The 11,968-nt window shown below is 73.3% G+C and carries 11 protein-coding genes; 6 read left to right on the forward strand and 5 right to left on the reverse strand.

All coding sequences use genetic code 11. The annotated features are described in order from the left end of the window. The first annotated feature begins 177 nt into the window (after nt 1-177). Together ppdK and K7G59_RS01445 are read left to right on the forward strand one after the other, a co-directional pair. Complete coding sequence (gene ppdK / locus K7G59_RS01440) at nt 178-2,865, forward strand: pyruvate, phosphate dikinase (protein ID WP_225829915.1); 2,688 nt, start codon at nt 178-180, stop codon at nt 2,863-2,865. A gap of 160 nt (nt 2,866-3,025) precedes the next feature. Continuing rightward, on the forward strand, nt 3,026-3,514 hold the full coding sequence (locus K7G59_RS01445; protein WP_225829916.1) for a pyridoxamine 5'-phosphate oxidase family protein: 489 nt from the start codon (nt 3,026-3,028) through the stop codon (nt 3,512-3,514). A 103-nt stretch (nt 3,515-3,617) separates the two neighbouring features. Here the strand turns inward: K7G59_RS01445 and K7G59_RS01450 are convergent, their stop codons facing one another. Together K7G59_RS01450 and K7G59_RS01455 are read right to left on the reverse strand one after the other, a co-directional pair. After that, complete coding sequence (locus K7G59_RS01450; protein WP_225830243.1) at nt 3,618-4,292, reverse strand: pyridoxamine 5'-phosphate oxidase family protein; 675 nt, start codon at nt 4,290-4,292, stop codon at nt 3,618-3,620. A 19-nt stretch (nt 4,293-4,311) separates the two neighbouring features. Then, on the reverse strand, nt 4,312-5,379 hold the full coding sequence (locus tag K7G59_RS01455; RefSeq protein WP_225829917.1) for a zinc-dependent alcohol dehydrogenase family protein: 1,068 nt from the start codon (nt 5,377-5,379) through the stop codon (nt 4,312-4,314). Between the two features lie 282 nt (nt 5,380-5,661). On the opposite strand from K7G59_RS01455, the gene K7G59_RS01460 reads away from it, so the two are divergent. Next, nucleotides 5,662-6,813 (forward strand): site-2 protease family protein, encoded by a 1,152-nt coding sequence (locus K7G59_RS01460; RefSeq protein WP_225829918.1) that lies wholly within the window; start codon nt 5,662-5,664, stop codon nt 6,811-6,813. Further along, entirely contained in the window at nt 6,813-7,262 is a 450-nt protein-coding gene (locus K7G59_RS01465) for an OsmC family protein (RefSeq protein WP_225829919.1), read from the forward strand. The genes K7G59_RS01460 and K7G59_RS01465 overlap by 1 nt, the downstream gene beginning before the upstream one ends. A gap of 181 nt (nt 7,263-7,443) precedes the next feature. Here the strand turns inward: K7G59_RS01465 and K7G59_RS01470 are convergent, their stop codons facing one another. Next, a complete protein-coding gene (locus tag K7G59_RS01470) occupies nt 7,444-8,316 on the reverse strand; it encodes a universal stress protein (RefSeq protein ID WP_225829920.1) in 873 nt (290 codons plus the stop codon). Between the two features lie 48 nt (nt 8,317-8,364). Next, nucleotides 8,365-9,267, reverse strand: a complete 903-nt coding sequence (locus K7G59_RS01475; RefSeq protein WP_225829921.1) for a universal stress protein — start codon at nt 9,265-9,267, stop codon at nt 8,365-8,367. Between the two features lie 228 nt (nt 9,268-9,495). Here K7G59_RS01475 and K7G59_RS01480 point away from each other — a divergent pair, with 228 nt between their 5' ends. Together K7G59_RS01480 and K7G59_RS01485 are read left to right on the forward strand one after the other, a co-directional pair. Next, entirely contained in the window at nt 9,496-10,164 is a 669-nt protein-coding gene (locus tag K7G59_RS01480; RefSeq protein WP_225829922.1) for a CBS domain-containing protein, read from the forward strand. 110 nt (nt 10,165-10,274) lie between these two features. Beyond that, on the forward strand, nt 10,275-10,955 hold the full coding sequence (locus K7G59_RS01485) for a response regulator transcription factor (RefSeq protein WP_225829923.1): 681 nt from the start codon (nt 10,275-10,277) through the stop codon (nt 10,953-10,955). Nucleotides 10,956-11,040: 85 nt separating this feature from the next. Here the strand turns inward: K7G59_RS01485 and K7G59_RS01490 are convergent, their stop codons facing one another. Then, nucleotides 11,041-11,916 carry a CBS domain-containing protein gene (locus K7G59_RS01490; protein ID WP_225829924.1) on the reverse strand — a complete coding sequence of 292 codons (876 nt, stop codon included), beginning with the start codon at nt 11,914-11,916 and terminating at the stop codon, nt 11,041-11,043. Between the last annotated feature and the right edge of the window lie 52 nt (nt 11,917-11,968).

The raw sequence follows: 11,968 nt of genomic DNA on the forward strand, positions 1-11,968 counted from the left end.
ACTCCACCGCGGTGGCCGGCGGCCATGGGGCCCGCGCACCGCCATGGTGGCACAGCCGCGCGTTCGGGGCCGGTCGGCCCACCCCCGGGGGACCGAGAGCACCTGCCCGGGCGGTCCTGTCCCGGCGGACGCTGGAGGGATGACCGGGAGCGGACCACGGAGCCGAGGAGAGGCGTCATGAGCCGTTACGTGTACGACTTCCAGGACGGGGGCCGTGAACTGGCCGGCCTGCTCGGCGGCAAGGGTGCGAACCTGGCCGAGATGACCCGGCTGGGCCTGCCGGTGCCGCCGGGGTTCATCGTCACCACCGAGGCCTGTCGTGCCTTCCTGGCCACCGGCGAGGAACCGGAGGGCATGTCGGCAGAGGTCTCCCGGCACCTGTCGGCGCTGGAGAGGACCGCCGGCCGGCGGCTCGGTCAGGCCGACGACCCGCTGCTGGTGTCCGTCCGCTCCGGGGCACGCTTCTCCATGCCCGGCATGATGGAGACCGTCCTCGACATCGGCCTGAACGACGCCTCCGTGCTCGGCCTGGCGAAGGCGTCCGGCAGCGAGCGCTTCGCCTGGGACTCCTACCGCCGGCTGGTGCAGATGTACGGCAGCACGGTCATGGGCGTCGACCCTGCCCTGTTCGACGAGGCGATGACCCTGTTCAAGGAGGCCCGCGAGGCCCCGGACGACCTGCGTCTGGACGCGAGCGACCTCGCCTGGCTGGTGGAGACGTACAAGCGCCTGATCCGCGACGAGACCGGGGACGACTTCCCGCAGTCCCCCGCCCAGCAGCTGCAGCAGGCGGTCCTCGCCGTGTTCCGGTCCTGGAACGCCGAGCGGGCCCGCCTGTACCGGCGGCGCGAGCACATCCCGGACGACCTGGGCACCGCGGTCACGGTGCAGCGCATGGTGTTCGGCAACCTGGGCGCGGACTCGGGCAGCGGTGTCGCCTTCACCCGCGACCCGGCCACCGGGCGACCGGGCCTGTACGGCGACTACCTGCCGAACGCGCAGGGCGAGGACGTCGTCTCGGGCGTGCGGGACGCGGTGCCGCTCGCCGAGCTGGCCCGGCTGGACTCCCACTCGTACCAGCGTCTGCGTGATCACGCGCAGACGCTGGAGCGCCACTACCGGGACCTGTGCGACATCGAGTTCACCATCGAGCGCGGCACCCTGTGGATGCTGCAGACCCGGGTGGGCAAGCGCACTGCTCAGGCCGCGTTCGCGATCGCCGCCGAGCTGGCCGAGGAGGGACTGATCACGGCCGACGAGGCGCTGGCGCGGGTCAGCGGTGACGGGCTGGCGCGGCTGATGTTCCCCCGCTTCGACGCCGGCGCCACCGGCGAGCCGCTCGCGCACGGCGTGCCGGCCTCGCCGGGCGCCGCGGTGGGCGCGGCCGTCTTCGACTCCGCGGAGGCCGTACGCAGGGCCGCGGACGGCGAGCGGGTGGTGCTCGTGCGGGAGGAGACCACCCCCGACGACCTGCCCGGCATGGTCGCCGCGCAGGCGGTGCTGACCGGCCGGGGCGGCAAGACCAGCCACGCGGCCGTGGTCGCCCGCGGCATGGGCAAGGTCTGCGTCTGCGGTGCGCAGGACATCACCGTCAGCACGCAGGCCCGGCGCTTCACCACCCGGGACGGCACGGTCGTCGACGAGGGCACGGTCATCTCGGTGGACGGCTCCAGCGGTGACGTGTACGCGGGCGCGGTGCCGTTGGTCCCGTCGGCGGCCGTTCGCTATCTGGAGACCGGAGAACAGGCGGACAGCGCGGTCGCCGCGATCGCCCGCGCCCTGGAGCACGCCGACCATGTCCGGCGGCTGGAGGTGCGGGCGAATGCCGACACCCCCGAGGACGCCGCGCGGGCCCGGCGGTTCGGAGCGCAGGGCATCGGGCTGTGCCGCACCGAGCACATGTTCCTCGGCGAGCGGCGCAGGCTGGTCGAGGAGATGATCCTGGCCCGCACGGACGCCGGGCGTGACCGGGCGCTGGCGGCGCTTCTGCCGCTCCAGCGGCGGGACTTCGCGGGCATCCTCCAGGCGATGGACGGGCTGCCGGTCACCATCCGGCTCCTGGATCCGCCGCTGCACGAGTTCCTGCCGGACCGTACCGGACTGGCCGTGCGCATCGCGGCGGCCGAGGCCGCCGGCGGCACGCCGGACGGGCACGACGTGGAGGTGCTCGACGCCGTGAACCGGATGCACGAGGAGAACCCGATGCTCGGCCTGCGCGGCGTACGGCTCGGGCTCGTGGTGCCGGGCCTGGTCGCCATGCAGGTGCGGGCGATCGCCGAGGCGGTCGTCGAGCGCACGCGGGCGGGCGGCACGCCGCGCGCGGAGATCATGGTGCCGCTCGTCGGAGCCGTCGAGGAACTGCGGCTCGCCCGCGAGGAGGTGGCACGGGTCCTGGCCGAGGTCGGTGAGGAGACCGGTGTCGCCGTCGGCTGCCCCGTCGGCACGATGATCGAGCTGCCGCGGGCGGCGCTGACGGCGGGCCGGATCGCCGAGCAGGCCGAGTTCTTCTCCTTCGGGACCAACGACCTCACCCAGACGACCTGGGGTTTCTCCCGCGACGACGTCGAGGCCGCGTTCTTCTCCGCCTACCTCGACAAGGGCGTGTTCGCCGCCTCGCCGTTCGAGACGCTCGACCGGGAGGGGGTGGGCCGGCTGGTCCGTGTCGCCGTCGAGGAGGGCCGGGCCGCCCGCCCGGATCTGGAGACCGGCGTCTGCGGCGAGCACGGCGGCGATCCGGAGTCGATCCACTTCTTCCACGACGTCGGACTGGACTACGTCTCCTGCTCGCCGTTCCGGGTGCCGGTGGCCCGTCTGGAGGCCGGCCGGGCCACCCTGGTGGGGGTCGAGGGCGGCGACAGCAGATGACGCGCGGGGACTTCCGGCCCTGTGGCCGGGACCGGTCGGCACTGGGAGCACCGGCATGCCATGGCCGAAAGTGAACTCAGGAGCGGCGCCGGTCCCCCGCGGCGTCGCTCCGCCCGCCTCAAGCAACCACCTGGCAACCCACCTGCGAAGAAGCTCCGCCATGTCCACTGACGACGTCCCGGCGCACCGGCGCATCGACCTCGACCCTGCCGAGGCCCTGCGGCTGCTGGGCAGCGTGCCCCTGGGCAGGATCGTCTTCACCCGGCAGGCCCTGCCCACGGTCCGCCCGGTCAACCACGTGCTGGACGGCGGCGACATCGTCATCCGCACCCACGAGGGCGCCGCGCTGACCAGCCAGGCCCGGCAGTCCGAGGACACCGGTGTCGTCGTCGCCTACGAGGCGGACGCCATCGACCCGGACACGCACCTCGGCTGGAGCGTGGTGGTCACGGGCTACGCCCGCCTGGTGACCGACGACGACGAGGTCGCCCGGATCCGGACGATGTTGCACCCCTGGGCGGCCCAGCCGGGCACGGACCACGCGGTACGCATCCATCCCGACCTGGTCACCGGCGTCCTGCTCACCCGGACGGGTGACGCACCCGAGGACGGCTCAGACGGCCGAGGCTCAGAAGACTCAGACGGCTGACCGGCCCGCCGCAGAGAGAACTCAGGCGCCGGCGGCACTGTCACTGCAGTGCCGCCGGCGCCGCCTGACTCGTACCGCTCCCGTGATGTCGTACCGCCCGCGCTCACACGGTGATCCGGCGTCCCGTCACGATCTGGGGTTCGATGCGCACCCATACGTCACGCACGCCGCCCGTCCAGGGCGTGGTGTGCGCCAGTTCCGTGAACTTGGCCTTCTCCTGCGGATCCGTCACCGTGTGCGCGGGTCCTCTGACCAGGACGCTCCAGCCCCGGCTGAACGTGTCGTCGATGCGGTCGACCTCGAAGGCGACCTGACTGCCCGCGGCCAGGGACGGCGTGGCACCGGGCGCCGTCCGGTAGACGATCGCGCCGTCCACGACGCTGTAGTTGACGGGGACGATCACCGGCCCCGAGGACGTCGTGACGGCGAGCCGCCCCACGCCGTGCGTGCCCAGCAGGGCCTGGCACTCGCCGAGGCTCAGCTCCGTGAGCTTCGCCGTACGCGCGGCCGCCGAGGACCCGGGCGCCTGCTCGACGGCACCGCCGGTCAGCTCGGCCACGCTGGTCTCCAGCGCCGCGGCGAGGCTGCCCAGTACACCCGGGCCGGGCGCGGCACCGGGATGCTCCTCCAGATACCTGAGATAGGCCACCGCCACGCCGGCCCGGGCGGCGGCCTCCCCACGGGTCAGCCCCAACTGCCCACGCCGGGCGGCCAGGCGACGGCCGAGATCGCCCAGGGGAGCGCCGGTCTCCGTGTCGGACGCGGACTGTCCGGTCATCATCGTCACGTCCCTTTCGTCAGGCCGTGGGAACGGCCACCTCCGCGTGCTGCTCCCCGCCGAGGACCACCTTGAGCGCGCCGGTCTCGCCGGCCTTGGAGAAGACCTCGTACGCCTCCTCCATGTGCTCCAGCGGGAAGGTGTGGGTGACCAGCTGTCCGGTGGGCAGCCGTCCGGCCACCGTCATCCGCAGCAGGGTCGGGGTGGAATAGGTGTCCACCAGCCCGGTCGTGATGGTCACGTCCTTGATCCACAGCTCTTCGAGATGCAGCGTGGCGGGCCTGCCGTGCACGCCGATGTTGGCCACGTGCCCGCCCGGGCGGACCATGCGGGTGCACAGCTCGAAGCTCTCCGGGACGCCGACCGCCTCCATGACCACGTCCGCGCCCAGCCCGTCGGTCAGGTCGGCGACCAGGTCGCAAGCCTCGTCGGCTGCCGCCACCGCATCGGCGCCCAGGTGCCGGGCCGCCTCCAGCCGGGCCGGCGTGAGGTCCACCGCGATGATCCGCTCGGGTGAGAAGAGCCCTGCCGTGGCGATGGCCGCGAGTCCGATGGGCCCGGCACCCACGACGGCGACGGTGTCGCCGGGACGCACGTGCCCGTTGAGGACGCCCACCTCGTAGGAGGTCGGGAAGATGTCCGCGAGCAGCACGGCGTCCTCGCTGCGGACGGCGCCGGGCAGCGGGTACGCGGACAGGTCGGCGAAGGGCACGCGGACGTACTCGGCCTGGGTGCCGTCGACGAGGTGACCGAGGATCCAGCCTCCGCCGCCCCGGCACTGGCCGTAGCTGCCGTCCCGGCAGAAGCGGCACCGCCCGCAGGAGCTGATGCAGGAGAGCAGCACCCGGTCACCGGGCCTGACGGTGCGCACGTCGCTGCCGGCCTCGACGACCTCACCGACCGCCTCGTGACCGAGCACCGTTCCCGGGCGCACCTCGGGCACGTCGCCCTTGAGGATGTGCAGGTCCGTGCCGCAGATGCTCACCGCGCCGACCTTCACGATCGCGTCGGTCGGCTCCTTGACGGCCGGGTCCGGGACGTCCTGCCAGGAGGCCTGCCCGGGACCGTGGAAGACAAAGCCCTTCATGACACTCCTCACCCTCGTGGGTCGGTCACGGGCACACGTCCCGGCGCGTGTACGAGGGGGCGCAGGCCGGGCTCCGGCACAGCGCCGGAGGTGAGGTGCCCCGCACGTTTCAGCTTGTGCGGTGCGCGGGGAGCGCCGCTTGGGCCGTACGGCCCCCACCCGCGGCCGGACGGTGCCCATCGGCCCCTCCCCGGCGGACGGCCGCCGCCGGACCATGAAGGTGCCGCGGCCTGTGCTGCCGGGCACGGCGACGGAGCGGTACTCGGAGGTGAGGCGAGGGTGATGGAAGAGACGCTGCCCCTCGGCCGGATCGCCGGCGTGCGGGTCGGCCTGCACTGGAGTGTCCTGGTCATCGTCGCCCTGGTGACGGTCGCGTTGGGGCGCGGTCGTTTCCCCGACGCGCATCCCGGCCATGCGCCGCTGCTGTACTGGGCGCTCGCCCTGCTGACGGCGGTCGTCTTCCTCGCCTCGCTGCTCGCGCACGAACTGGCGCATGCCGCGGTCGCCCGCCGCAACGGCGTCGAGGTGGACGGCATCACCCTGTGGATGCTGGGCGGCGCGGCCCGCCTGCGCGGGGAGGCCCCGACCCCGGCCGCCGAGCTGCGCATCGCGGGCGTGGGTCCGCTGACCAGTCTGGTCGCCGGCGGCCTGCTGGCCGGTGTGGCGGTGGGGCTGGAGGCGCTCCACGTGTCCGCGCTGGTGGTCGAGGCCGTCTCCTGGCTGGCGGCCATCAACGTCCTGCTGGCCGTCTTCAACGCGCTGCCCGCTGCCCCGCTGGACGGCGGGCGGCTGCTGCGCGCCTACCTGTGGCACCGTACCGGGGACCGGCTGCGGGCCACTCGGGGTGCAACGGCGGCGGGCCGGGCGCTGGGCTGGTTCATGGTGCTGACCGGCTTCGCGGTCGTCCTGTTCAGGGGCGACCTGTCCGGTCTGTGGGCCGCACTGATCGGCTGGTTCCTGATCAGCGCGGCCACCGCGGAGGCCCGTCAGGCCGACATGCGGGGCGTACTCGGCGGGGTCCCGGTCGGCCGTGTCATGACGGCGGACCCGGTCACCGTGCCGGCCGCGGCGACGCTCGCGGACTTCGTCTCTGCGGGGCCCTTCGGCCACTACCGCCACTCCGCGTTCCCGGTGCTGGCGGCGGACGGCTCGGTGGCCGGGCTGCTCACCGTGCGGCACGTCGAGGCGACGCCGCCGCAGTCGCGGGAGCGTACGACCGTCGGCGAGGTGATGCTGCCCCTCGCCGACGTGGTCACGGCCGCTCCCGAGGAGCCCGTGCTGGACGTGCTGCCCCGCCTGCAGGCAAGTCCGGCCCGGCGTGCGCTGGTCCTGGACGCCGGCCGCCTGGTCGGCATCCTCACCGTCGCGGACATCACCCGCGCCCTGGCCTGGCCGGCCGCGTCCGGCCCGGCCGGGCGCCGAGAGGAGGCGTGATGACGGACATCGTCTCACCGACCGGCCGGAGCGTCCCGGTGCCCGAGGGGGTCGTCCGGGTCGGTCATCTGACGGGCGAGGCGTTCGTGGCCGAGGTGCGCGGTCACACGCTCGTCACCGACCAGCCCGTCGAGGCGGGCGGTGACGACCGCGGCCCCACACCCGTCGAAGTGCTCGTCGTGTCCCTCGCCGCGTGCGTCGCCCACTACGCCGGACGTTTCCTGGAACGCCACCACCTCGACCGTGAGCAGCTCCGTGTGCTGGCGGACTTCACGATGGCGGACGACCGTCCGGCCCGCGTCGCGTGCGTACACCTGCGGGTCGTACTGCCGTACGAACTGAGCAGGGCCAGGCTCGAGGGACTGCGTGCCGTGGTCGAGCACTGCACGGTGCACAACACGTTGCTGCGACCGCCCGACATCCGGCTGGAGACAGGGGTGCCCGCGTGAGGGCGCCGCCCGTTGTCCGCTTCGCGGTCCGGCTCACCGGGCCCGAAGGGTGTCGTTGGAGAGGCCGATGAGAACTCTTCGACGAGGGCAGAGAAGCGCGGCACCTGACGGCTGGACTACTCGCTCAGCGCCACGACGCCCCACCGTCGTCGGGCGGCTTCGGTGAGAGATCCGCAGGTGGTCAGTCGGGTTCCGGTACGACGGCCACCGGGCAGGCGGCGTGGTGCAGCACGCCGTGGGCGACACGGCCGAGCTGGAGACCGAAGCGGCCCGAGCGGTGCCGGGCGCCGACGACCAGCAGGTCGGCCTCGTGGCACGCGGCCAGGAGGACGTCGCGGGCGCGGCCCTCGACCGCACGCCGCATCACCTGCACCTCTGCCGGGACGTCGCGCAGTGCCTCGTCCAGATCCTCCACCGCCTGCCTCTCCCGCAGGTGGGCGGGCTCGCCGGTGATCAGCGGGTGGACGGTGACCGTGTGCGCGGGGTGCTGCCAGGCCCGTACGGCCTCCAGCGCGACTCCGCGCAGCAGGGCCTCCTCGGCCGCGAACCGCACCGCGGCCGGGCCCGTCTGCTTGTCGCCCACTCCGAGGACGATGCGGCCGTGCTTCCCTGAGCGGGCCTGGTTGTCGTGGCTGCCGCGCAGCACGATCACGGGGCAGTGGGCGTGCCCGGCGACCATGACACTCACGGAACCGAGGAGTGCGTCGGCCAGGGCGCCGCGGCCACGGCAGCCCAGGAGCATCAGCCGGGCCGTGCGGCTCTCCCGGACCAGCCCGTACTCCGGCTCCTCGGGCAGCACCTCGGACGTGACCCGCACCCCCGGCTGCCGACGTCGGGCGCACTGCTCGGCGGCCTCGACGACGTGCTCGGCCATCACCTGCTCGTCCGGCTTTCCGAGGTCGTGCGCGGCGGAGTAGCCCTCGTAGCGCTCCCAGAGGGAGGCGTACACCAGCCGGAGCGGCGCGCCGCGCAGCGCGGCCTCGTCGGCGGCCCAGTCCACGGCTCTCAGACTCGGCTCGGAGCCGTCCACGCCGACCACGATCGGGAGGTCCATCGCGCTCACCTTTCTCCCCTGCCTCGACGGGTTCTCCTCGTCATGGGATCAGCCGTGGGCGACGACCGCGACAGGGGCGGCGGCGTGGTGCACGACGGCGTGGGCCACATGGCCGATGCGGGCGCCGAGGCGGCCGGTGCGGATGTGCCGCCCCACGACGACCAGCGAGGCGTCGCGGGAGGCCTCCACGAGGACCTGGGCGGCACTGCCGCACCGGCTCGCCTCCACCACGTCGACGTCCGGGAATTTCCGCCGCCACGGGTGCAGCGCCTCGGTGAGCGCGCCGGCCTGCTTGCTCACGAGGGTGCTGTACAGCTCGGCGTCCCCGTAGAAACGGTAGAAGGAAGTGGGTGGCTCGTCCCAGACGTGCACCACCCGCAGGGTCGTCTCCCGGCGCGCGGCGGCGTCGAAGGCGAAGGCCAGCAGCGTCTCGTCCGGGGTGCGGATGTCGAGGCCGAGGACGACTGGCTGGAAGGGTGTCGCGGCGGACGGTACGCCCGCGGGGTCGGGCCTGTGCTCGTCCGCGGCCTGTTCCCCCGCCCGTACCAGCACCACCGGCCGTTGGGCGTGCGCGACCACGGCCAGGCTGACGGAGCCGACCGTGAAGCCGCCGATCGCGCCGAACCCGCGTGAGCCCAGCGCCAGCAGTCCCGCCGCGTCCGCCGCCTCGCACAACACCTCGGCCGCGTTGCCGGAGCGCTCCTCGGTGATCACCTCGAGGCCGGGGTGGCGCAGCCGCAGGCCCTCGGCCGACTCCGCCGCGATCTCCTCGGTCCAGTGCTGATCGCTCTCCGTGCCGAGCAGCGCCAGGACCGTCGGCGGGGGCACCGGTTCCTGGACATGGACGACCTTCAGCGGCAGGCCGCGCAGCACCGCTTCACGGGCCGCCCATTCGGCCGCGGCCCGGCTCTCGGGGGAGCTGTCGAGGCCGACGGCAATGGTTGGGGACACGGTCTTCACCTCCCAGGGGGAACAGGATCCCTCTCAGGGTGATGGTGTGGCGGCGGGGCGGTGAGGGGCCACACGTCCCGGGTCCGGACCGACCGACCCAAGAACCGTCCGAACGGCCCGTCCGGGGGCCGGGCGGCCCTTCCCCGCGCCGTGCGCACCGGCCCACGCTGGAGGGGGTACAACCGCGGCGCAAGACCATGAAGACCACCTGGACCTCACGGAGTCACCATGTTCGGCACACCGCACATCGTCAGCGACGTCATGACCCAGACGGTCACCGCCGTCGGCCGGCGGGCAGCGTTCAAGGAGATCGTGCAGCTCATGCAGGACTGGCAGGTCAGCGCCCTCCCCGTGCTGGAGGGCGAGGGGCGGGTGGTGGGCGTGGTCTCCGAGGCCGACCTGCTGCCGACGGAGGAGCTCCGGGACGCCCCGCAGGAGGGGTACGTCCACCGGCGCGCCCCTGCCGACCTGGCGAAGGCCGGAGCGCTCACCGCGCAGGACCTGATGTCCTCGCCCGCGGTCACCGTGCGGGCGGACGCCACCCTCGCCGAGGCGGCACGGATCATGGCACGAGCGGGCGTCAAGCGGCTGCCCGTGGTGGACGAGCTCGGCCTGCTGCAGGGCATCGTCAGCCGCGCCGACCTGCTCAAGGTCTTTCTGCGCGACGACGAGGACATCGCCGAGGAGATCCGGCGCGAGATCGTGGCCCGCCTCTTCCCGCCGCCGGTCCCGGCGCTCCGGGCGGAGGTGCACGACGGGGTCGCGACGCTGGTCGGCCGGGTCCACGACACCTCCCTGGTCCCGGTGGTGGCGCGTCTGGTGCGCGGTGTCGAGGGCGTCGTGGACGTACAGTTCGACCTCGCGCGCGATGTGGGGGCGCGAGCCGCGGAGGGGTAGCGTGGCGCGGTGAGTAGGGCCGATCGGCCCTAGACCGTCCGACGCCGACAGGTCATGCTCGGCCGGAACGGCAGCTGCGGCATGTCCGTGCCCGGGAACGAGAGGTCGTCATGGCAGACACACGCACTTTCACGGAACAGAACCCGATCCGTGTGTTCCTGCTGGACGACCACGAGGTCGTACGCCGTGGTCTGACCGATCTCCTCGACGCCGAACCGGACATCTGCGTGGTCGGCGACGCGGACACCGCCGAGCATGCGCTCGTACGCGGTCCCGCCCTGCGTCCGCACGTCGCCGTGCTCGACGTCCGTCTCCCCGACGGTGACGGCATCTCGGTGTGCCGGGAACTGCGCAGCCGGATGCCGGATCTCGCGTGCCTGATGCTGACCTCCTTCGACGACGAGGAAGCGCTGCTCGACGCGATCATGGCCGGGGCGTCCGGGTACGTCCTGAAGCAGATCAGGGGCTCCGACCTTGTCTCGGCGGTGCGTACCGTCGCCACCGGGCAGTCGATGCTGGATCCGGCGACCACGGCCCGTCTCATGCGGTCCCTGCGCGCGGACCCGGCCGAGACGCCGTCGCTGCCGCCCGAGCTGGCGAGCCTGTCACCGCGGGAACGGGACATCCTCGCCCTGATCGGCGACGGCCTCACCAACCGCGAGATCGGCAAGAAGCTGTACCTGTCGGAGAAGACCGTCAAGAACCACATCTCGCGGCTGCTGGCCAAGCTGGGTGTGCAGCGCCGGGTCCAGGCGGCGGTTCTCGCCTCCCACCTGGACCAGCACGACTGACTCCGCTCCCTCCCCCCTCCGCGCGACAGTCGTCCGCGCGACAGTCGTCCGCGCGACAGTCGTCGTCACTCGGCGGTGATCGTCGTCACTCGGCGGTGAGGAGGTTCTTCACCCCGACGACGTCCGGGATCCCCTCGACCTCGGCCACCAGCCGGTCCGTCGTGGCGGTCGGCACTCGTCCGGTCAGCTCCACGACGCCGCCGTGCACGGCCACCTCCACGGCCTCGCGTTCGCCCGGCGGGCACACGGCCTGGACCCTTGTCTCGACCTCCGCCCGGATGGCCGCGTCGTCCCGGATGAGGGCCTGCAGCAGCGCATCGCGGCGCACGACGCCGACCAGGCGGCCGTCGTGGTCGGTGACGGGGAGCCGCTTCAGCCGGGACAGCGCGGCGAGCCAGGCGGCCTCGGCCACCGTGGCACCCGGCAGCACGGTGATCGCGGGGCTCGTCATCAGGTCGGCGGCGGTCTCGCCGCGGGCCTTTCCGTACAGCCGGCGCTCGCGGAGTCTGCCGATCCGTCCGGGCCGGTGACCCGACGCCTCGAAGGCGACCTTCGCCAGCAGATCGGACTCCGAGACGACGCCGACCACATGGTCGTCGGCGTCGACGACCGGGACCGCGCCCAGCTGCTCACGCGCCAGGAGGCGGGCGATGTCCCGGTACGGCAGGTCCTCCTGGAGGGACGCGGCGGGCACGTCCATCACGTCGCGCACCAGCGGGAGCGTCGCCCCGGGCGGTGCGGCGCCTTGAGCGGGGGCGGTGACCTGCGGGCTCCCGGTCATCTGCGGGCTCTCGGTGACCTGCGGGTGCTGGGTTCCGGTGTGCGTGGCCGCCGCCGAGGCGACGGCTCCCAGGTAGCGCACGAGTCTGTCCTCCCGTGCCGTCTCACCGGGGGTCCAGGGGCGGCGTGGTGTGGATCGCCGGGCCTCGGCCCGCGAGGCGAAGTTCTCGTGCGCGTTCACGATGGCCTCCGGACTCCGTCGAGTTGCCTACCGTCCCAGTCTTCCGCCGCGC

This window comes from Streptomyces sp. NK08204 (assembly GCF_020400585.1).
Lineage (GTDB): Bacteria > Actinomycetota > Actinomycetes > Streptomycetales > Streptomycetaceae > Streptomyces.